We start from the raw sequence: 20,447 nt of genomic DNA, 5'->3' as shown, positions 1-20,447 counted from the left end.
TTAGTTATAAATAGCAGTTTGGAGGAAATGTCATGGCATTAGAGAAAAAACGTTGGAGAAAACGAGCAGTTATTGCAGCTGTAATCATTCTTCCCCTCATATACAGTGTATTTTTTCTTTCAGCGTTCTGGGATCCGTACAGCAAATTAGAGAAGCTTCCTGTGGCTTTTGTCAATCAGGACCAGGGCGCAGTTATCAATGGTAAGTCAAGAAATTTAGGAAATGAGATCACTGAAGAACTAAAATCCGATGAAAACATCAAATGGGTTTTGACTACGGACGCAGAAGCAAAGACAGGAATACAAAACAGAGAATATTATGCTGAAGTTTCGATACCGGCCGATTTCTCATAAAAAATAGCTTCGGCAGATAAATCAGATAAGAATGAGGGCATCATCATCTATCAACCGGAAGAGAAAAGAAATTTCCTTGCTGTCCAGGTTCTGAACAGAGTCATGCTCGAATTTAAAGATAAGGTTTCACAAAAGGCGACCAAAGAAATCGTCAGTGAAATGACGACCGAAATGAAAACGATTCCTGAGGATTTAGGTGAACACCGCCACTTTAGTCAGCCGTTCCCAACAGCTGCAGGCAGGAAGTAAACAATTGAATGACGGCATCGCATTAATCGATAGCAAGTCAAAAGAACTCATGAATGGTGCAACGCAATTGGCAAGCGGGGCAAATCAGTTAGGGACCGGCTTAAATCAGCTATCTGGTGGTGTAGGACAGTTGGCGGAAGGTTCCGCAGAATTGGCAGCTGTGTATCCACAACTAAATTCTGGTATCCAGACGGCTGCCATGGATATAGCGGCAGCTGCCCAAGGAAGCAGTGAACTGAACGCCAGTGCGGCTAAGTTTCCGGATGGCGAACAGCGGCTTCTAAACGGTAGTCAGACCTTGAATGATGGCATCAACGAGGCAAAGACTGCGGTTGCGGATTCAATCACAACAGCAAATGACAAAACGGCGAATCTTTCTGGACTCGATACCTACGCAGCAACACCTGTTGCGCTTAATCAGCTGAGCATTGATCCAGTGCCGAATTATGGAACAGCATTTTCACCGTATTTTATTTCGTTGTCATTATGGATCGGATCAATCCTCATGCTAATTGTTATTTACCTTGATCCGGAAATCAATTTTGAACGCCGTCTTTCAAGATATCTGCCTGCGGATCCAAGGTTTATTGGATTCTCACTGGTAGCTGCAGTTCAAGCGGTGGCATTAGCTCTTGTTTTACAGCACGGATTGCATCTGGTGGTGAAGAATGTTTTCATGTTTTATGTCGTGTGCATTCTGATTGCTTTATGCTTCACCGCCATTGTGGATTTTTTGATCGCGAACCTCAAGGATGTTGGCAAGTTTTTGGCACTTTTTTTACTGATCCTTCAGCTTACCGCTTGCGGAGGAACCTTCCCACTGGAGCTTGTACCACAATTCTTTGATATCGCATATCCATATTTACCAATGACATACGCAATCAATGCACTTAAAGAAGTAATATCCGGTGTCAACTACAGCTTTCTGTATGAGAATCTGTCTATATTGGGAGGCATCACAGTTGTAATTTTTGCAGTAAATCTACTGCTGAGCATCAGAGCAACGAAAAAGCAAAGGGAAAAATCCGCTGTTGAAATGACCGTTGTTTCATAGACAGGAGGTCATCTTCTTTCAATAATCGAAGGGGCCGTTGCAGAACGAATGAAAGTAAATTCGTCTGTAACAGCCCCATATAATTCTATAGCCGAATAATTGTAGATTAGGATTGGGAGGTTGCCATCTTCCTGTAGCTCTCATAACGTTCAGCAGCATGTTGTTCCGCCAAGCTAAACATGTCTTCGGCAATCTCAGGGAAAACGTTTTTCAAAGAAGCATAACGGATCTCGCTTTCCAGGAATTCTTTAAAGTTTCCTTTGGGTTCTTTGGAATCTAGGATAAACGGATTTTTACCCTGCTGCTTAAGATCCGGATTGTACCTGTAAAGATGCCAGTATCCTGCCTCTACTGCTTTTTTTTGCTGGGCCAGGCTCATCCCCATCCCGTTCTTAAGACCATGATTGAAGCAGGTGGAATAGGCAATGATCAGGGACGGTCCGTGATATCTTTCAGCCTCTGTAATCGCTTTGATCGTCTGCATCATATTCGCTCCCATTGCAATCTGGGCGACGTAAACATAGCCATAGGATATCGCCATCATGCCAAGGTCCTTTTTCCGGATCTTTTTGCCTGCGGCGGCAAACTTGGCAATCGCGGCTGTCGGGGTCGCTTTGGAGGACTGCCCGCCTGTATTGGAATAGACCTCCGTATCCATTACAAACAGGTTGACATCGTCCCCGCTGGCCAGGACATGATCGACACCATTATAGCCGATATCATACGCCCAGCCGTCCCCGCCGATTGCCCAAACTGAGCGTTTGACGAGATAGTCCTTTCTCTTCAGTATTTCACGGATGACAGGAAGACCCAAGGCAGCGTTGCCGTTCAATACCTGAAGCACTTTGGCGGAAGCGGTCAGCGACCTTTCCCCGTCCTGGTACGCATCGAGCCATTCTCTGAAAGCTGTCTTGATTTCTTCGGACAGCTCCATCGCCAGGGCTTCCTGCATCAGGGCAGAAATTCTTTCTCTGATCTGCAAAGCGCCGAGGTACATGCCGTATCCGTACTCCGCGTTATTTTCAAAAAGTGAGTTGGCCCAGGCCGGTCCTCTGCCCTCGGCATTGGTCGTATACGGGATGGAAGGGTAACTTCCTCCCCAAATTGAGGAACAGCCTGTCGCATTCGCGATCATCATACGTTCCCCGAAGAGCTGCGTCAGCAGTTTGACATACGGCGTTTCCCCGCAGCCCGGGCAGGCACCGTTAAACTCCAGCAGCGGACGGATAAACTGGCTTCCTTTTAAGGTATTGCGGTCCATACGGTCTTCCTTGGGCCGGATGGATAACGCATATTCCCAGTTTTCCGCTTCCATTTCGATTTCGTGTTCGGCTGGTTTCATGATTAATGCTTTTCCCGGAGCAGGACAAATGTCGGCACAGTTCATACAGCCTGTACAGTCCAGAGGGGCAATCTGTATACGGTAATGCAGGCCCTCCAGTCCTTTTCCGGCAGCTTCCTTCGTTATAAATGTCTCCGGTGCCTGGGCTTTTTCCTGATCATCCAATAAAAAGGGTCTGACCGTCGCATGCGGACAAATATAGGCGCACTGATTACACTGAATACATTTGTCTATCTGCCATTCTGGAATCTGGACTGCAATACCGCGTTTTTCATAGGCTGTTGTCCCGAGAGGCGTACTCCCGTCCTCCATCCCCAAAAAGGTACTGACAGGAAGCTCATCTCCCTCAGAGCGCGCAATCGGCCGCTGAATTTTCTTGATAAATTCGGGTTCTTCTTTGAGCTCCGTTTTTTGATCCTGGGCACTCTCCCAGGAAGCAGGCGCCTCAATACGGATAAGCCGGCTGATGCCTTGATCTACGGCGGCTTTGTTCATTTCAACGATCTTCTGCCCTTTCCGGCCGTAGGTTTTTTCAATCGAATTTTTCAGATACCGGACGGCATCTTCAATCGGTATGACATTCGCCAGCTTAAAGAATGCGGCCTGCATCACCATATTGATCCGTCCGCCCAGGCCAATCTGCGAAGCAATATCAATTGCGTCTATGACATAGAAATGGATGTTGTTTTGAAAGATCGTTTTCTTCAGGTATGCCGGAAGATGCTCTTCAAGTTCATCAAGGCTCTTCCACGGGCAATTCAAAACAAAAGTGCCATTTTTTTTGATTCCTTTCAGGAGATCATAATGGTAAATGAACGATTGATTATGGCAGGCAATGTAATCCGCGCTGAAGACCAAATAGCGGGACTTAATCGGACTTCTGCCGAATCTGAGGTGGGAAACCGTTGTCCCTCCTGATTTTTTGCTGTCATAGGAAAAATAGGCCTGGGCGTTAAGGTCGGTATTGTCCCCTATAATCTTTACCGCCGATTTGTTTGCCCCGACAGTCCCATCGGAACCAAGCCCCCAGAACTTGCAATTGATGGTCCCTTCCGGGGTTGTATCCAGCCATTCGCCCTCCGGTAAAGAAGTACCGGAGACATCATCCACAATCCCGATGGTAAAATGATTTTTTGGTTTGTCCTGTTTCAGATTCTGGTATATCGCCAGGATCTGAGAAGGCGTTGTGTCTTTGGATCCTAGCCCATACCTCCCCCCCACGATAACCGGCTGATAGGCTATTTGTTCCGGAGTCCCATCCGAGGTGTGCCTGAATAATTCTAGAATATCGAGGTAGAGCGGTTCGCCTAATGCTCCCGGCTCCTTGGTACGGTCCAAAACCGCAATTTTTTTGACGGAAGCGGGTAATACATTAAAGAAATATTTTGCCGAGAATGGCCGGTAAAGATGAACGATCACCATCCCGACCTTTTCCCCTCTCTTCTGCAGAACGTCAATCGTCTCTTCAACCGTGTCACAGACTGACCCCATTGCCACAATGACATTTTCAGCATCCGGTACTCCGTAATAATTAAAAGGGTGATAGACCCGTCCTGAAATTCTTTCTATTTCCCGCAGATAGCCTTCTACAATATCCGGGACCTTCTCATAAAACGGATTGGAAACCTCCCTGAACTGAAAGTAGACATCCGGATTCTGCGTTGATCCTTTTACAACGGGGTGTTCAGGACATAAGGAATGATCCCTGAAATCCTGAAGCGCCTGATGGTCTACAATTTCTCGGATCTCTTCCTGTTCAATTAAGCTGATTTTTTGATACTCATGCGATGTACGAAATCCGTCAAAGAAATGAAGAAACGGAATTCTGGATTGGATTGCACTTAGATGAGCGACATATCCCAAATCATGTGCTTCCTGGACGTTAGTTGATGCCAACAGCGCAAAACCTGTCTGCCTGCAGGCCATGACATCCTGATGGTCGCCGAAGATGGACAGCGCATGGGTTGCCAGTGCTCTGGCACTTACATGAAACACGGCCGGCAGCAGTTCCCCGGCAAGCTTGTACATATTCGGAATCATCAGAAGCAGCCCCTGAGAAGCGGTGTAAGTAGTGGTCAGCGCTCCTGAAGCGAGTGATCCGTGAACGGCTCCCGCAGCACCAGCTTCAGATTCCATTTCCACCACTTTTACAGGCTGACCGAAAATATTCTTTTTGCCGTGCGCCGACCATTCATCAATACCTTCGGCCATTGGAGATGACGGAGTGATCGGAAAGATGGCGGCAACTTCAGTCAGGGCGTAGGACGCCAGCGCTGCAGCTTCATTGCCATCCATCGTGGCCGTTTTCATTGGCATCAAAAGACCTCCTTTTTAGCTTAAGCTTGATCCATATTTGTGATCCATTATTAAATTGATGACCCAGTGCCTCGTTAACTCAGTACTAAGCTTTATGATCTATATTATTGATACTTTCCAGCGAAAAATGCACAGAAATGCAAACCAATCAATTTTGCAAGAATTACAAAAAAATACTGCCAATAGTGCGTTACTATTAGCAGTATCTCAGAGGCTTATGGTTAATCTCATTTTTGATCTTTCATCAGACAATTACTGGAGAATGTCTAATCCAGAAAATCCTCTAAATCTTCAATCGTCGCTTTCAGCGTCGTAATTCTTTGTTCTTGTGCCATAATAATATTATGCAGCGTTATTTTGGCCTGAGCAATATCCAGTTCTTTTTTTGTCTTTCTGAGATCAACGACTTGCTGCTGAACGTCGCCCAGCTGGCCTCCTATCTCAGCTTTATCTTCCTTGAGCGTCTGCAAAAAGTCCTTCAGCGGAGCAAGCAGGGCATCCATCTGTTCATCGGTCAAATTCTCATTCTGTTGTCTAAGATCATCAATCTTGGCAACTGCATTATCGCGAAGCTGAGTTAATTGATTGCGCAAATGGATCGTCTCTGTTTTATTGGCACGGATTTCATCAAATAAAGGCTTGAGTTCCTTCTGCCATTGCTGGACAGTAACACCCTTAGCTTCAGTATTCGCCTGCTTGTTGCTTTGGGAACTCTGTTTACTTGATGTGCCATCCGTTGTTTTGTCTGTCTTGGCCAAAACCAATGCACTGTTAAGGATTAAGCAAACACTCATAACAGCCAGTACCAAGACTTTTATTCTTTTCATATTGCTTCCTCCCCACAATGCTATTTCAGGTCATTTTCCTCAATATCATCCATCGCATTCACAGTGTTGATGATTTCATCAAGCTCTCTGGAAATCTCGTCCAATACAGCTTCTTTTTCTTCATCTGCCGACCGTGTGCCTGATTTTGCAACCACCGAAATTTCTTGATTATCGGATTCCTTGTTTTCTTTCTTGTCTGTTTCCGTTCCGTCTGTCCCCGCTCCATCGATTCCTGCTCCGCCGGTTTCTGCTCCATCGATTTCTACTCCATCACTTTGCACCTGATCGCCTTTGTTCGCGGATTGCTGGTCTTCAGTCTGAACACCGTTTCGCGGCACTTCGGAATTCTTCGATTGATCCGTTTGGCCCGAGCAGCCGCTCAGCGTGACAAAAAAGGAAAGAATTAGGAATGCCGTTAAGAACACTCTACCTTTCATCACTACCCTCCTGATACTTCAGGCAGGCAGACCATCGGTCTACAGCCTTACTATAAAGAAAAAATATCAAAGCAAAACAGATGAGTTGTAAATAATACGTAAAATTATGACCGTACTTTTTAAAATTCTAGGTATTATCCAGGGAAAAAAATCACAATCTCCGTTCCCTGCCCATAGGTGCTGGAAGCGCTAATTCTGCCGCCGTGCTGCTCAACCAGCATCTTGGTGATGTTAAGACCAAGACCGGTTCCGCCTTCCACCTCCTGCCGGGATTTATCTGCCCGGTAGAATCTCTCAAAAATAAATGGCAGATCCTGTGGTGCGATTCCCTTCCCGTTGTCCTGAACGCTCAATTTGATCCCGCCGTCTTCCGGCGTTACAGTCAGTTTGATTTTTCCGTTCTTTCCGGTATATTTCAACGCATTATCCAGGATATTGATCAGGATCTGTTTAAAACGATGCTGATCTGCATAGATTTCCAGTCCGTCCGGACAATCCATCATCAGCTCTATGTTTTTAGGATTTTCCCTCATCCCTGTGCTTTCCAGAATCTCCTCCAGGGTATTCCCGACCAGGAAATACTTCCTGGTGAGTGTAATCTCCCCCGACTGAATTTTCGCTGATTCCAGGATTTCACCTGTCAGCCCCATTAAACGGTTTGTTTCCGTTTTAATAATATTCAAATACTTTGGATAGTCCTGAGGTTTTACCAATCCATCCAGCATTCCCTGGACAAAACCGTTGATCGATGTCAGCGGAGTTCTCAGATCATGAGACACACTTGCCATAAAATCCCGCCGCATATTTTCGGCCGTACTGATTTGGTTTTTCATATTATTGAAGGCTTTTGCCATCTTTTCCAGCTCATCACCTGAATGAACTGCCAAATCATTGATCTGCTCTCCGGCGGCCAGCTGTATCGCTCCCTCTTCCATGATTTTCAACGGCCTGGTAATTTTAAGGGCTGCCAGATAAATCATGATACCGCTTAAGATAACTGCCGCCAGCGCAGAACACCATATGATCATATTGATCTTTTGAATATAAGCGTAGATTTCGTCAAGCGGAGCAAAAAACAAAATAGCTCCTTCAATCATATTGCCCTGGCCGTAGGGGACCCCTAAAAAGGCTACATCTGCGGCAAACCTGTCCGAGTATTGCTTTTTCCGGGAAACTTCCTTGCCCTGCAGGATGCTTTTTAAATCTTCAAACAGGTACGCATCCAGCAGTTTCTTATCCAGTACCAGATTCTTATTCGCAAGAACCTCCGGATTCAGCCGGATTGCATAAATCCGTGAACCCGTCATCGAACCCAGGATATCCAGCGAATCATTTAGTTCCGAATAGGTTATTTCGGCCTGTTCATACTTCCCAAGCAGCAGAACCGTTTCGGCTGCCGCAGCACGCATTTCTTGCTGCTTTTCCCCGAATACATAGTTGTTAAACGCATAGGAGAGAAGAACGGCAATGACAGCCATCACCGCAATGATCAAGATCAGATAGGTAAAAAACAGTTTTGAGAAAATTGTTTTCTTAACCATCAATCTCCAGCTTGTATCCTACTCCCCAGACGGTACTGATCCGGCAGTTAGAATAAACACCCTCCAGTTTTTCTCTCAGTTTGTTGATATGAACATCAACAGTCCGGGTATCTCCTTCATATGAGTATCCCCATACTTTTTCCAGCAGCTGATCTCTGGTAAAAACCATATTTCTGTTCTTGAGAAGGAAATACAGCAGCTGGATCTCTTTCGGCTTCAGTTCTATTTTTTCGCCTTCCAGTCTGGCCTCATAACGGTTCATATCCACCTGGATATTTCCGATATTCAGAACATTGGTTTCAGCTTGTTGATCTGCTCTATCCTTCGTTTCATATCCTTGAACGTTTTTTAGTCTGGCTTTGACCCTGGCCACTAGTTCCCTCGGTTCAAAAGGCTTCACAATATAATCATCGACACCAAGTTCAAACCCCTGAATCTTATCTTCCATCAAATCACAGGCAGTCAGCATAATGATCGGAACAGAGCTGATCTGCCTGATCATTTTACAGACTTCCCACCCGTTAATGACCGGCAGCATGATATCGAGAATCACTAAATCTGTTTTTTCTGTTCGCAGGACATCGAGCGCACTGCTTCCATCATGAACCATATAAAGCTGGTATCCCTCATTCAAAAGATAAAGTTCCAACAGCTGGCAGATATTGTGATCATCATCAACGACAAGTATGCTTGTCATCCATCGTTCACCCCCACACTTCCGGAAAGGAAAAATAAGTTGCCAATAGACCAGACAACTATACCTGATGCTATTATATCAGTTTTTTTCCAATTCTGTCATGGTTTTTCAAATGAAAAGAGGATGCCGAATAACATCCTCTCTGGTCAATCTTTATTTAAAATCAAAGTGAAAAAATAATCGCAATTCTTCTATTCAACAGCAACTTCGAATTCGTCTTTCCCGGCCCCACACAAAGGACAAACCCAACTATCGGGCAGATCTTCAAAAGCTGTACCGGGAGCAATCCCACCATCCGGATCTCCTTCAGCCGGATCATAAACATAACCACATACTGTACATTCGTACTTTTGCATTCAAAGCGCCTCCTTTGTCAATTTTTTTCATTATAACCGCAGGTTTTCTTGAAAACAAGAGGCTTTCAGCTAAAATATTCACTGAATTTTCGCGGTTATTCCTGCACTCTCTTAGCTGCGCGGCGGTCCATAAATCCTGAACGATTTACGGATACTCTTTATCCAGCTTGTAAAACAGCAGCACTACAATCAGGAAATAGATGTATACCAGGCATACTAATACTCCAGGATATCCCTAATTCTTTCAAATCTTTTCAGTTCCTGTTGGGCTTTGGAAAGATGGGCATTCATCAGCCGGTTAGCTGATTCGTTATCCTTATTCTCCACAGCCTGAAAGATCTCCAGATGTTCCTGATAAAGCATCTGTCTGTTTTCAAAATAATAGGTCCGCACCCACTGCTGATACGTCGATCGTAAAACCTGACCGGATATATCCAGAGCGGTATTGATCATTCGTTCCAGAAGCGGGTTTTTGCACATCCCGGCTAAAGCGAGATGAAAAGAGACATCATCCTTCTGGACATTTTTGCCTTCCGGCAGATCCTGTTTCATCTTTTCAAACAATATGTGCATGGCGGCAATATCGCTGTTATCCCTGTTTCGGGCAACAAGATCAACGGCTTGGGTCTCCAGAGCAATACAGATATCAATAATTTTTTCGAAATCATTTTCCAGCAAAAAAATAAAACTTAGAGGTTCAATCACTGCATTGGATGGAGAACGTTTGACAAAAATTCCTTCTCCCTGCCGGATATCGAGAATCCCTGTCAGGCTCAGCGCTGATAATGCCTCCCTGACCGAAGTTCTGCTTACTTCAAACTTTTCGGCAAGAATACTTTCTGTCGGTAGCTTATCACCCGGATTCAGCTGACCCTGAATCATAAAGTTTTTGATCTGCTCAAGAATAATCTCTGTAGTTCTCCTGCTCTTGATCGGCTTGATATCCATGCCCATACTCCCTCACAGGTATCCGACAAAATATAGTTATACGATTGTATTATAACATATGACTTCAAAATATGGGAAAGCGGATAATATTCGGTATCTTAAGCCAGACTATGGAAAAAAAGAATCATGAGGTGGTTGTATGTCATTATCTCCCCATCCAACGTATAAAAGAATTCTTGTTGTAGTGATGACCCTCATGCTGTGTGCATCCTCCTTGAGCAATGCTGCCTTGGGAGACCGCAATCTTTCACGCGGATCCCGCGGGCCGGAGGTAGCGGAACTCCAAAAAAGGCTGTCTATGCTGGGATATGTGATCGGTTCAATTGACGGAATCTATGGACGTCAAACCGAGGCCAGGGTCCGTTTGTTTCAAAAAGAACACGGACTAGGCGCAGATGGTATAGCCGGAACCAGAACCATACGTGAGCTCAAACGCTTGACAGGGGAAAGTGTGACAGTCGGCGGCACAGCGATTGGATATAAGAATTCGGATATTAATCTTTTAGCCCGTCTGGTCAGTGCCGAAGCTAAAGGAGAGCCCTATCGCGGACAAATTGCCGTTGCCTCTGTTGTGTTAAACCGTATCCAAAGTTCCTCATTTCCAAATACGATTCCAGATGTTATTTACCAACCCGGTGCTTTTTCTCCAGTAGCAGATGGGTCCATTTGGAATGAGCCTGTTCCTTCGGCCTATAACGCAGTATATGAAGCGTTACACGGAACAGACCCTGCCTACGGAGCATTATTCTTTTTTAACCCTGCCAAGACAAGCAACAATTATATCTGGTCACGACCTCAAATTATTCAAATTGGCAAACACATCTTTTGTCGTTAGGAGGAAAAACTATGAAGAAAAGATTTTGGCCGTGGGCTTTAGCTGCGGGGCTCGCGCTCTCTCTGATCTGGGGGGTGAATCAATTCCAAAGAGCTGAAAGTTTGGACCTCGCTGCCGAAAACCAATATCAAAGATCTTTTGCCGACCTGGTGACTCACCTTGACGGTTTGGAAACCACTCTGGCCAAAAGCAGGGCTGCAGGGACCCCGACCCAGCAGGTATTGTATTTAAGCCAATCCTGGCAGCAGAGTGGAACGGCCGTGAAGGATCTCTCTCTGCTGCCGTCAGATGAATACGGGTTAAATTATGTCGATCAGTTTCTGAATCAAATCGGCGAATATGCCCATCTGATGACGCAGCAGATTGCCAAAGGTGAGCAGATGAATGCTTCTCAGGAAAAAACGCTGACCAATATGCAGGAAAGGCTTATTTCTGTTAACCGGACCGTTCAAGAACTCAACGTCAGTCTTAGTACAGAAAATATTTCCTGGCTCAGTAAAAATAAGCGGAGTGCTTCAACTAATTTTTCCAATGCTGCTCCTGCCTCAGCCATTGGAGAAGAAGGTGCTGCTACAGTCCCTGACTCAGTCAGCTCTGGTCTTGAGCAGCTTGATTCCAGCCTGCAGAAATACCCCCCATATTCTTATGAGGGTCAGGCGGATACGCATTTTGTGTCGGAACCGCTTGGTCTGCCTGAAAAGACCGTAACAGAGACGGAAGCAAAAGCTGCAGCCACTGATTTTTTGCAGACCCTTGGCTATACGAACGTTGATCCGCAGTCTTCCGGCATCTCCAACGGTACTTTCAGCGTTTATGTTTTCAAATTTAGCAGCACTACGGTCGACGTGGCTAAAAAAGGCGGTGTGATCACGTACTTCCGGGATGAAAGAGCGCTTGGTCTGCAGCGATTTGATGCAGACAATACAGCATCTCGGGCCTTGAAAACTTTACAAAATCTTGGATGGAAGAATCTTGTTCAGACTTCAGTCAATGATTTTGGCGGAACGATACAGCTGGACGCAGTCGTTGAAGAACAAGGCATTCGAATCTATCCTGATAAAATCCGGCTGATTGTTGCCAAAGACAACGGCAGAATAATAGGTTATGATGCAACATCGTACTGGCTGTTTCACCATAAACGCACGCTTCTGCCTGAAATCACGATGGATCAGGCCAAATCTCGTCTTCGTTCTGACGTCTCCATCCAGGAGTACAGGCTGGTCGTCATATCCCTTCCCGGCTGGCCCGAAGCTTTCTGTTATGAATTCCGAGTAAAAAAAGGCGGGGAGGAATTCATGATCTATATCAATGCGGTCAGTGGGTACGAGGAAAAAATCCAGCGGGTTATCCAAACTCCACGGGGAGAATATCTGGAGTAAGGTAAATCACTGGAAATACACCGCCAAAAAGGTTATAATTCTTGTATAAAAAAATGCGCAAACCGGCAGCCCAAAGCAAAGAATCCGCCGGTATGGTCACAGAAATCCTGACAAAAATGAAAGATGCGCTACAGGATATCGATTCAGAGGTGTGTGGGACATGTATGAAAAATGGCTAAAGCCGTTGAGCAGCTGTGCGCTGTTTGACAAGATTGAACCCAGCGAAATTCTTGGTATTCTTCATTGTATGAATATAAAAATTCATGATTATAAAAAGAATGAATGCCTGACCTTAGCTGGGGAAACGCTCTCCAAAATTGGTGTAGTTTTGAGCGGGAATGTTTCCTCCACCAAAGAAACGGTTTCCGGGAACAGGGTTTTAATCAGTATTCTTGGCCCCGGAGAAATGTTCGGAGAAATGGCCGCCTATTCCGGTACAAAGTCCTGGCCGGTCACAGTCATCGCCCAATCAAGCTGTACGGTGATGTTTTTTCCACAGGACAAAATTGTCGGCTGCTGTGAGAAAGTATGCATCAGCCATAAGAAATTGATCATGAATATGCTGAAGGTCTTATCGAACAGGGCATTAATGCTCAATAAAAAGGTAGAGTACCTTTCAATCAAGAGTCTCCGGGGCAAGGTCAGCACCTATTTACTCGATGAGTACAAGAAGACCGGCAATCATACCTTTCAATTAAACCTCAACCGGAATGATTTGGCCGATTTCATTAACGTCTCCCGCCCTTCCCTTTCCCGTGAACTCTGCAAAATGAGAGACGAAGGAATGATCGATTTCCACAGTACAGCGATTAAAATAAAAGATTATGAGGTTTTAAAAAAATTTAGCGAATGAAGTTGTTGATTTAAACGATACCTGAAGGAGTGTTGTGATGACGAAGGACACCTTTGCAAGAACATTTGGCTTCGAGGATTATGGCCATATGCTTGCAAGTACAACAACTGTCTTTAAGGACAACGATGCTGATACTTGCTGGAATATCACCAAACTCTCGCAGGATAGATTTCTTACCTGGGATGATGCTGAAATCGGGGACGACCGGGTTGAAGTATTCTTGACAGAAAATGAAGCCCAGGCTTATCTGAAACAGCTAAGAGACAATCAAAATATACTCAAGACCGTCATTACGGACAGATGATGTCCCGGTCCAGAGGCAACTTAGTTGTTAGCGAGACTTTAACTTTGGTTAAAGTCTCTTTTTAGATTGCTTTGATTACTGCCGGAGTTTTGCTGGTTGGACAATGGAAAAAACAAAAAACCTGCTCGACAAAGTAATAGCTTAAATTTTGCTTGTGCGCTGAGGAACATCGTAAAAAGCAACTTCATTGTTAAACTGATTCTCTTATTGACACTTTCCTCAATAAACTATACGATTAAAATGGTTGGAAACGTAGGAGGATCAGAAGATATGAAATTTAAACAAATCTGTTCTGCCACCTTGATTACAGGACTATGTCTGATGCTTGTATCCGGCTGCAATGCTCCAAAAACAGCAAAAATAAAAATCGGCGGCAATTTTGAATTAACCGGAGAAATTGCCGAGTTTGGAATCATGGGTGAAAACGGGGCGAAGCTGGCAATCAAAGAAGCGAATGAAAATGGAGGCGTACTTAAACGTCAAATTGAATACATCAGTGCCGACAATCAGTCCAATGCTGCCGAATCAACCGCAGCGACCACCAAACTGGTTACACAGGATAAAGTCATCGCGATCATCGGTTCGATGACGAATGCGAATACGCTTGCAGCAATCCCTGTTGCGTCCGCCAACAATGTACTGCTGATTACGCCGACCAGCACAGACGAAAGCATTACCGTCGGCGATGAAGGGCTGAACAAATGGGTGTTCCGGAGCTGCTTTATCAACACTTTCCAAGGGGAAATCGCTGCATCCTATGTGCTGAACACACTGAATGTGTCCAAAGCCGCGCTGATTATTGATCAGAACGGCACCTATGCCAAGAGTCTGGCAGTAGGTTTTCAGGATACTTTTGAAAAAGCAGGCAAACAAATTGTCGCTTCCGAAGAATACACTTTCGGCCAGGATACAGATTTCCGGGTCATGCTTGCAGAAATTAAAGCTCAAGACCCTGATGTGATCTTTGTCCCCGGATGGGCCAATCAAGCCGGGGCCATCATAAAGCAGGCCCGTGAAATGGGACTTGACACGGTCTTCCTCGGCGGTGATGGCTGGGGAACAGGGCCGATTAGCGATATTGCCGGCAAAACCGCGCTGAACAACGCTTATTATGTAGATCAGGTCGCTTTGGATGATCCAGTCCTGGCAGACTTTGCAGCTGCTTACAAAAAGGAATACGGTCAGGATGCTGATATGTTTGCCGCACTTGGTTACGACGCTGCGAACATGATCATCACAGCCATTGAGCAGGCGAACAGCATGGATACGGAAAAGATCAGGGAAGCCCTCGAGAACCTGACAGATTTTCAAGGAATCACCGGTACAATCACCGTGAATCCTGCAACCCATAATCCTGAGAAAAGTGCTGCCATCTTGAAGTTTGTGGGAGGCCAAAAAGTATTTGCTGCTCGCGTGGATCTTCAATAAAGGAAATTTGTGAACGTAATTATAGATAGAGTAATGAAAGAAGGCAGTTCTCTATTCTTTTATACTTCTATTTTTCTGTAATTCTGTTTCCTATTTCTTTCAACAGTTGTATTTAACTTCCCTGTTTTTCAGTTATGTGTTAAAATGTTTAGATAGATTTGATTAGATATTATAACGATTGCTTTTTCATTTATTATTTATAAAAATGAATAAATGATATGAAGCAGTTTTTGTCATAATAAAATAGTAAACACGATAAAAAAGGAGAACCATTTACATGTCAAATTTCTTTGAAATAGGCCTTAGTAGTGTACTGACCAAAGCTATTTCTGAAATGGGCTTTGAAGAGACCACACCGATTCAGGAGAGAACGATTCCGCTTGTGCTGGAAGGCAAGGATATTATCGGGCAGGCTCAGACCGGAACTGGCAAGACAGCCGCTTTCGGAATTCCGATGATTGAGCGTATGAATCCTGACAGAGAAAGTATCAAAGCCCTTGTGGTCACACCAACCCGGGAACTAGCTATCCAGGTAGCTGAAGAACTGAACCGTATTGGTCAGTTTAAAGATGTCCGGTCCCTGCCAATTTACGGCGGACAGGATATTGACCGGCAGATCCGGTCTCTGCGGAACCGGCCGCAGATTATTGTGGGGACTCCCGGACGGCTGATGGACCATATGAGAAGAAGAACCATCCGTCTTCAACAGGTTGAAACGGTCGTGCTTGATGAAGCAGACGAAATGCTCAGTATGGGTTTCGTGGAAGATATTGAAAACATTCTGAAGGAAGTTCCCGAACAAAGGCAGACGCTGCTTTTCTCTGCAACGATGCCAAAATCGATTCTGGATCTGGCCCAGCGCTTTATGCAGAATCCGGAATATATCAGCATGAAAACCAAAGAGATCATAGTTCCTCAAATCGAACAGTGTTACGTGGAAGTCCAGGAAAAACAAAAGTTTGATGTACTCTGCCGCCTGTTGGATATTCAGTCTCCCGATCTGGCCATTGTCTTTGGACGGACAAAGCGGCGGGTCGATGAGCTGTTTGAGGCTTTAAGCAAAAGAGGTTATTCCGCGGAGGGAATCCACGGCGACCTGACCCAGGCCAGGCGCGATATGGTAATGCGTCATTTTAAAGAAGGTTTAACGGAGATTCTGGTTGCTACGGACGTTGCGGCCAGAGGTCTCGATATTAGCGGCGTGACGCACGTCTACAATTTTGACGTTCCCCAGGATCCAGAAAGTTATGTCCACAGAATCGGACGTACTGGCAGGGCCGGCAAAGGCGGACAGGCGATTACATTTGTTACTCCAAGAGAGATCGGCCATTTAAGACTGATTGAGCAGGTCGCCAAAAGAAGAATTACGCGCAAGCCTCTGCCGACCTTTAACGACGTACTTGTCGGTCAGCAGCGCCTGACCATGGATAAAATTCTTAAAGCGGCCGAGGACGAAGATATTTTACGCTACAAGGAAATGGCGGAGGAACTGTTGGAGGACAACGATTCCATCACTTTGTTATCCGCTGCACTGAAGCTGCTGACAAAGGAGCCAAGTACTGCTCCGATCGTGCTGACCGAGGAAGCGCCTTTGCGCAGTAGGCAGCCCCGCAGGTTTGACCAGCAGCAAGGATTCCACCGAAACCGCGATAACAGCAAATATCCTTCAAGGTTTCCGAAACGGAAATTCTAAACGAATAACCCATAAGATGGTTTACAATTCATAAACATTTTGGCAACATATAAAAAATCCTTTCCGTTTTTAGCGGGAAGGATTTTGCGATTTATTCAAGAACAGGTGACAGGGTTTAGCCTTTAATGTCTCCAAAGCTTTGTCTTCTATTGGAAATGCTTTGGCCCCTGTCTATGCGGATGATCTGATCCCCCAGCAGTTCTGCTTCAGCAAGATCATGGGTAACCAAAACAAAAGGAATTTTCCACTGGCTTTGGATTTTCTTTAGCTCCTGCTGCAGCCCGCTTCTCGTTTCCTGGTCAAGAGCTGACAAAGGCTCATCAAGCAGCATGATCTCAGGTTCGGTCATTAATGCCCTGGCCAAAGCGACCCGTTGCTTTTCTCCTCCCGAAATATGCTGAGGATAACGGTTCTGGAGGTGAAGAATACCAAGCATCTCCATCATCTCCTCAGCAGCCCGCGGTTTGGCATGACGCTTTTCCTTGCTTACTCCGTACAAGATATTTCTTCTGACCGACATATGAGGAAACAAGGCATACTCCTGGAATACGTATCCCACCCTTCTCTCTTTTGAAGGACAATTAATTTTATTCTCCGAGAAGTAGACGATACGATCGTTGATTTGAATGATCCCCTGGGAAGGAGCTTTCAGTCCGGCCAGGCATTTTAAGATCGTCGTTTTTCCCGAGCCTGAGGGTCCAACAAGGACCAGAATTTCATTTTCAGCTTCTAATTCGGCCTCAAGCTCAAAATGACGAAGCGTTAAATTAAATTTAGCCTTTAGCATCTTACTTACTCACTCCCCTCTTCCTGAATAAATCCTTTTTGCTGCCTTTTTGACCAACGGTTCAGCCAAAAGATCACTAAGAAGCTGAATACCGTCATGATCACAACCAGAATCATCGCCGTTGCAGTATCCCCGCCTTCATTGGCCATATAAATCGCAATCGGCATGGTTTGTGTTTTTCCGGGAATATTGCCTGCGATCATTAGTGTGGCTCCGAATTCTCCAAGAGAACGCGCAAAGGATAGGATGAACCCCGAGACAATACCCGGCCAGGAAAGCGGGATCGTGATGGTAAGAAAAACGCGCAGCTCACCTGCACCCAAGGTACGGGCAGCATTCTCCAGCGTTTTGTCGACTCCCTCCATTGCAGCTTTCGTCGATTGATACATCATAGGGAATGATACTACAGCCGCAGCAATGACTGCTCCAGCCAGATTGAACACGACGCTGACATGAAAAACACCGGTCAAAAATTGACCTAAAGGCCCATTCTTACCGAACAGCCAAAGCAGGATAAAGCCAACGACCGAAGGAGGAAGAACCAGCGGCAAAGTGACAAAAGCCTCTACCAGATCCTTCCCCGGAAAATTTCGTCTGGCCATATGACCGGCTAAAGGGATCCCCAACAAGACAACAATGATAACTGCTGCCGTTGCAACTTTTAGGGATAAGATAATTGGTGTGTAGTCAAAGCTCATTAGCGTCTCTCCTGATCCGTGCAGAACAAATATCCTATTTACTGTACTCTATCAAGCCAAAATATGAAATACATGACAGCAGATTTTAAGCAATACTGCGTTAACATACCGCTCCTTTACTACTAAAAATCTGCTCGCCATAATTTGATAATTTAATATATTTATTTCGGGCATGTATTATCATACCTATTATTTAGATATAAAACAACTAAATATCAACAACTAAATATTTATCATGCTGTCAAATTCCACTGAATGTTGATGATTCTTCTTATTTGTTTATTTGAAACCGTATTTTCCAAAAATTTGTTGAGCATCTCCACTGCTTAAGTAACTTAAGAAATCCTTCACTTCAGTCAGATTCTTGGTACCGGCAATTACAGCCGCAGGATAAACAATGGTGCTATGGCTGTCAGCCGGTGCAACTGCAACGACTTTTACTTTATCGGATCCCTGAGCATCAGATTGATAGACAATACCAGCATCAACGTTCCCGCTTTCTACGTATGTCAGTACTTGTATGACATCTTTGGCCAGAACCAATTTGGCTTGCAGCGTGTCCCATAATTTCATACTGGTTAAAGCTTCCTGAGCATATTTCCCTGCCGGTACACTGTCCGGAGTACCAATACTGATTTTGTTTGCCTTGGCAAGGTCCTGAAAACTGGTAATATCTTCATTATTTTTCCCTGCAATCAGCACAAGATCGTTCCCAAGCAGGTCAATCCGGGTCTCTTCCGCTAAAAGATTCCCTTTTTCCAATGCATCCATTTGTTTTTTTCCTGCTGAAATAAATAAATCAGTCGGCGCACCTTGCTCAATCTGCTGCTGCAAAGAACCAGATGAACCATAGTTAATCGTCAGATTAATCCCTGCGTTTTTTCCTTCGTACTGTGTTTCTATTTCCGTCATGGCATCTTTTAAACTGGCTGCTGCTGATACAAGAATCTCCACCGGAACCGTTTCTTTTTGTTCAGTACGATTTGCTGAACTACCCGAACTGCTGCAGCCAACAAGTACCAAACATGAAACCAAAACCGCAATCAGAATTCCACCCATTTTTTTCATTAAATTTTCCTCCTAAAAATAAATGATATGTTTGCTTTCCTATCTCCATCCAAGATAAACAAACATAAGCCAATTAAACTAATATAAATGATTATACAATATATAACTCGGCCCTTCAATATTAATTGAAAACCAATATAGACCAATATAATTGTTTTGTTCTTTCATTTTGAGTACTGTTTTGTCCTGTGATATAATAAAATGATATTATTTTAAAATTGAGGTGACTGGCATTGCTTGAAAGCACTTCCTATACCCCTGAAGAAGTAGCCCAGAAACTTAAAATATCCAAGTATACCGTCTATGAATTGATCAAACGCGGGGATCTTGCTGCATACCGGGTTGGACGTAAGGTAAGAGTAGAGGACAAGGATATCGAAGCCTATATTCAGAAAAGCAAAGGTGCCTCAATGACGACCGACGTCTTTACTTATCCAGTCTTAGAGCACTCTTCAGAATCCGTCCGTTCTCCTGATGTCTCTATATCGGATACGGTCGTTATTTGCGGCCAAGATATCATACTGGATATTCTAACCCGTCACCTTTTGAAACAATACCCGAATATCAAATTCTTAAGAAGCTATATCGGCAGCATTGATGGTCTGCTGGCACTCTACAGGGGTGAAGCCAACATTGCTACTGTCCATCTCTGGGACAGTGATGCCGATGATTATAATCTTCCTTATATCCGAAGACTTATGCCCGGACACCAAACAATCGTGATTAATCTGGTCTATCGCCAGGAAGGCTTTTATATTTCCCGTGGCAATCCTAAAGATATTACATCCTGGAAAGACCTGATCAGACCGGACGTCCGGTTTATTAACCGCGAACGCGGGTCGGGAGCCCGAGTCTTGCTTGATGAAAAATTGCGTATTGAGAGTATCCCACATCACTTGATCAATGGCTACTACGATGAAGAAATGAGCCATATGGCCGTGGCCAGCAAAGTTGCGCGGGGAGAAGCCGATGTAGGGCTTGGCATTGAAAAAGCAGCTATGCAGGTGTCAGGTCTTGACTTTATTCCACTAAAAACGGAAAGATATGACCTCGTGATGCGCCAGGAAGACCTGAATAAACCACATTTCCAGGCCCTGCTGGCTATTATCCGTTCTGAAGCCTACCGCAAGGAAATCAAGGGATTAGGCGGCTATGATGTCTCGCGGATGGGCGAAATGATGGGGTAGTCAAAACATATAAAAAAAGAGAAAAGACTTCCTGCTGCCTTTCGAAAAGGCAGCAGGAAGTCTTTTCTCTTGAAAATTTACTAAACAGATATCGT

The 20,447-nt window shown here is 44.8% G+C and carries 21 protein-coding genes; 11 read left to right on the top strand and 10 right to left on the bottom strand.

Annotated features, from left to right (window positions below):
• Positions 1-32: 32 nt before the first annotated feature.
• From A7D23_RS16500 to A7D23_RS16490, 3 genes are all read left to right on the top strand, one after another.
• On the top strand, positions 33-353 hold the full coding sequence (locus A7D23_RS16500; RefSeq protein ID WP_242836967.1) for a YhgE/Pip family protein: 321 nt from the start codon (positions 33-35) through the stop codon (positions 351-353).
• A gap of 102 nt (positions 354-455) precedes the next feature.
• Entirely contained in the window at positions 456-602 is a 147-nt protein-coding gene (locus A7D23_RS16495; RefSeq protein ID WP_019224661.1) for a hypothetical protein, read from the top strand.
• Positions 603-606: 4 nt separating this feature from the next.
• On the top strand, positions 607-1,656 hold the full coding sequence (locus A7D23_RS16490) for a YhgE/Pip family protein (RefSeq protein WP_242836968.1): 1,050 nt from the start codon (positions 607-609) through the stop codon (positions 1,654-1,656).
• A gap of 106 nt (positions 1,657-1,762) precedes the next feature.
• Here the strand turns inward: A7D23_RS16490 and nifJ are convergent, their stop codons facing one another.
• The 7 genes from nifJ to A7D23_RS13780 form a co-directional block, all read right to left on the bottom strand.
• A complete protein-coding gene (nifJ, locus tag A7D23_RS13810) occupies positions 1,763-5,314 on the bottom strand; it encodes a pyruvate:ferredoxin (flavodoxin) oxidoreductase (RefSeq protein WP_019224660.1) in 3,552 nt (1,183 codons plus the stop codon).
• A 266-nt stretch (positions 5,315-5,580) separates the two neighbouring features.
• Complete coding sequence (locus tag A7D23_RS13805) at positions 5,581-6,141, bottom strand: hypothetical protein (protein ID WP_019224659.1); 561 nt, start codon at positions 6,139-6,141, stop codon at positions 5,581-5,583.
• A 20-nt stretch (positions 6,142-6,161) separates the two neighbouring features.
• Complete coding sequence (locus A7D23_RS13800; RefSeq protein WP_019224658.1) at positions 6,162-6,578, bottom strand: hypothetical protein; 417 nt, start codon at positions 6,576-6,578, stop codon at positions 6,162-6,164.
• 134 nt (positions 6,579-6,712) lie between these two features.
• Positions 6,713-8,119 carry a HAMP domain-containing sensor histidine kinase gene (locus A7D23_RS13795; RefSeq protein WP_019224657.1) on the bottom strand — a complete coding sequence of 469 codons (1,407 nt, stop codon included), beginning with the start codon at positions 8,117-8,119 and terminating at the stop codon, positions 6,713-6,715.
• Positions 8,112-8,816 (bottom strand): response regulator transcription factor, encoded by a 705-nt coding sequence (locus A7D23_RS13790; RefSeq protein ID WP_019224656.1) that lies wholly within the window; start codon positions 8,814-8,816, stop codon positions 8,112-8,114. Before A7D23_RS13790 ends, A7D23_RS13795 begins: the two co-directional genes overlap by 8 nt.
• Positions 8,817-9,007: 191 nt before the next feature.
• A complete protein-coding gene (gene rd, locus A7D23_RS13785; RefSeq protein ID WP_019224655.1) occupies positions 9,008-9,172 on the bottom strand; it encodes a rubredoxin in 165 nt (54 codons plus the stop codon).
• A 216-nt stretch (positions 9,173-9,388) separates the two neighbouring features.
• The gene (locus tag A7D23_RS13780) at positions 9,389-10,120 is read right to left on the bottom strand and encodes a FadR/GntR family transcriptional regulator (protein ID WP_019224654.1); all 732 of its coding nucleotides are present in this window, start codon (positions 10,118-10,120) and stop codon (positions 9,389-9,391) included.
• Between the two features lie 139 nt (positions 10,121-10,259).
• On the opposite strand from A7D23_RS13780, the gene sleB reads away from it, so the two are divergent.
• The 7 genes from sleB to A7D23_RS13750 all read left to right on the top strand — a co-directional run bounded on the left by sleB (position 10,260) and on the right by A7D23_RS13750 (position 16,612).
• Positions 10,260-10,955: a spore cortex-lytic enzyme gene (gene sleB, locus A7D23_RS13775; RefSeq protein ID WP_019224653.1), complete on the top strand. Its 696-nt coding sequence runs from the start codon at positions 10,260-10,262 to the stop codon at positions 10,953-10,955.
• 11 nt (positions 10,956-10,966) lie between these two features.
• Complete coding sequence (locus tag A7D23_RS13770; protein ID WP_019224652.1) at positions 10,967-12,334, top strand: PepSY1/2 domain-containing protein; 1,368 nt, start codon at positions 10,967-10,969, stop codon at positions 12,332-12,334.
• Between the two features lie 41 nt (positions 12,335-12,375).
• Complete coding sequence (locus A7D23_RS16175; RefSeq protein ID WP_015044780.1) at positions 12,376-12,513, top strand: hypothetical protein; 138 nt, start codon at positions 12,376-12,378, stop codon at positions 12,511-12,513.
• On the top strand, positions 12,495-13,187 hold the full coding sequence (locus A7D23_RS13765; protein ID WP_019224651.1) for a Crp/Fnr family transcriptional regulator: 693 nt from the start codon (positions 12,495-12,497) through the stop codon (positions 13,185-13,187). The genes A7D23_RS16175 and A7D23_RS13765 overlap by 19 nt, the downstream gene beginning before the upstream one ends.
• 37 nt (positions 13,188-13,224) lie before the next feature.
• Positions 13,225-13,491, top strand: coding sequence for a hypothetical protein (locus tag A7D23_RS13760; RefSeq protein ID WP_019224650.1), 267 nt, complete (start codon positions 13,225-13,227; stop codon positions 13,489-13,491).
• Positions 13,492-13,761: 270 nt separating this feature from the next.
• On the top strand, positions 13,762-14,919 hold the full coding sequence (locus tag A7D23_RS13755) for an ABC transporter substrate-binding protein (RefSeq protein WP_025206193.1): 1,158 nt from the start codon (positions 13,762-13,764) through the stop codon (positions 14,917-14,919).
• Positions 14,920-15,196: 277 nt separating this feature from the next.
• Positions 15,197-16,612 (top strand): DEAD/DEAH box helicase, encoded by a 1,416-nt coding sequence (locus A7D23_RS13750; RefSeq protein ID WP_019224648.1) that lies wholly within the window; start codon positions 15,197-15,199, stop codon positions 16,610-16,612.
• Positions 16,613-16,727: 115 nt separating this feature from the next.
• Here the strand turns inward: A7D23_RS13750 and A7D23_RS13745 are convergent, their stop codons facing one another.
• From A7D23_RS13745 to modA, 3 genes are all read right to left on the bottom strand, one after another.
• Positions 16,728-17,399 (bottom strand): ATP-binding cassette domain-containing protein, encoded by a 672-nt coding sequence (locus A7D23_RS13745; RefSeq protein WP_026071816.1) that lies wholly within the window; start codon positions 17,397-17,399, stop codon positions 16,728-16,730.
• Positions 17,400-17,404: 5 nt separating this feature from the next.
• Positions 17,405-18,097 (bottom strand): molybdate ABC transporter permease subunit, encoded by a 693-nt coding sequence (modB, locus tag A7D23_RS13740; protein ID WP_019224647.1) that lies wholly within the window; start codon positions 18,095-18,097, stop codon positions 17,405-17,407.
• Positions 18,098-18,376: 279 nt separating this feature from the next.
• Positions 18,377-19,165 carry a molybdate ABC transporter substrate-binding protein gene (gene modA, locus A7D23_RS13735; protein ID WP_019224646.1) on the bottom strand — a complete coding sequence of 263 codons (789 nt, stop codon included), beginning with the start codon at positions 19,163-19,165 and terminating at the stop codon, positions 18,377-18,379.
• A 233-nt stretch (positions 19,166-19,398) separates the two neighbouring features.
• Between modA and A7D23_RS13730 the strand changes: the two genes are divergently transcribed.
• Positions 19,399-20,352 carry a helix-turn-helix transcriptional regulator gene (locus A7D23_RS13730; protein ID WP_019224645.1) on the top strand — a complete coding sequence of 318 codons (954 nt, stop codon included), beginning with the start codon at positions 19,399-19,401 and terminating at the stop codon, positions 20,350-20,352.
• Positions 20,353-20,447 lie beyond the last annotated feature (95 nt).

The organism is Dehalobacter sp. TeCB1, assembly GCF_001707455.1.
GTDB classification, from domain to species: Bacteria; Bacillota; Desulfitobacteriia; order Desulfitobacteriales; family Syntrophobotulaceae; genus Dehalobacter; species Dehalobacter restrictus.
This window is presented reverse-complemented; position numbering and strand designations above follow the sequence as displayed.

Excerpts from the sequence above, each read along its gene's own strand:
- A7D23_RS13745 (WP_026071816.1), bottom strand. The coding sequence starts at position 17,399 with ATGCTAAAGGCTAAATTTAATTTAACGCTTCGTCATTTTGAGCTTGAG.
- A7D23_RS13760 (WP_019224650.1), top strand. The coding sequence starts at position 13,225 with ATGACGAAGGACACCTTTGCAAGAACATTTGGCTTCGAGGATTATGGC.
- A7D23_RS13780 (WP_019224654.1), bottom strand. The coding sequence starts at position 10,120 with ATGGATATCAAGCCGATCAAGAGCAGGAGAACTACAGAGATTATTCTT.
- nifJ (WP_019224660.1), bottom strand. The coding sequence starts at position 5,314 with ATGCCAATGAAAACGGCCACGATGGATGGCAATGAAGCTGCAGCGCTG.
- A7D23_RS13750 (WP_019224648.1), top strand. The coding sequence starts at position 15,197 with ATGTCAAATTTCTTTGAAATAGGCCTTAGTAGTGTACTGACCAAAGCT.
- A7D23_RS13800 (WP_019224658.1), bottom strand. The coding sequence starts at position 6,578 with ATGAAAGGTAGAGTGTTCTTAACGGCATTCCTAATTCTTTCCTTTTTT.
- A7D23_RS13790 (WP_019224656.1), bottom strand. The coding sequence starts at position 8,816 with ATGACAAGCATACTTGTCGTTGATGATGATCACAATATCTGCCAGCTG.
- A7D23_RS16495 (WP_019224661.1), top strand. The coding sequence starts at position 456 with ATGCTCGAATTTAAAGATAAGGTTTCACAAAAGGCGACCAAAGAAATC.
- A7D23_RS13795 (WP_019224657.1), bottom strand. The coding sequence starts at position 8,119 with ATGGTTAAGAAAACAATTTTCTCAAAACTGTTTTTTACCTATCTGATC.
- modA (WP_019224646.1), bottom strand. The coding sequence starts at position 19,165 with ATGAAAAAAATGGGTGGAATTCTGATTGCGGTTTTGGTTTCATGTTTG.
- A7D23_RS13765 (WP_019224651.1), top strand. The coding sequence starts at position 12,495 with ATGTATGAAAAATGGCTAAAGCCGTTGAGCAGCTGTGCGCTGTTTGAC.
- rd (WP_019224655.1), bottom strand. The coding sequence starts at position 9,172 with ATGCAAAAGTACGAATGTACAGTATGTGGTTATGTTTATGATCCGGCT.
- A7D23_RS13805 (WP_019224659.1), bottom strand. The coding sequence starts at position 6,141 with ATGAAAAGAATAAAAGTCTTGGTACTGGCTGTTATGAGTGTTTGCTTA.
- modB (WP_019224647.1), bottom strand. The coding sequence starts at position 18,097 with ATGAGCTTTGACTACACACCAATTATCTTATCCCTAAAAGTTGCAACG.
- A7D23_RS16500 (WP_242836967.1), top strand. The coding sequence starts at position 33 with ATGGCATTAGAGAAAAAACGTTGGAGAAAACGAGCAGTTATTGCAGCT.
- A7D23_RS13770 (WP_019224652.1), top strand. The coding sequence starts at position 10,967 with ATGAAGAAAAGATTTTGGCCGTGGGCTTTAGCTGCGGGGCTCGCGCTC.
- A7D23_RS13755 (WP_025206193.1), top strand. The coding sequence starts at position 13,762 with ATGAAATTTAAACAAATCTGTTCTGCCACCTTGATTACAGGACTATGT.
- sleB (WP_019224653.1), top strand. The coding sequence starts at position 10,260 with ATGTCATTATCTCCCCATCCAACGTATAAAAGAATTCTTGTTGTAGTG.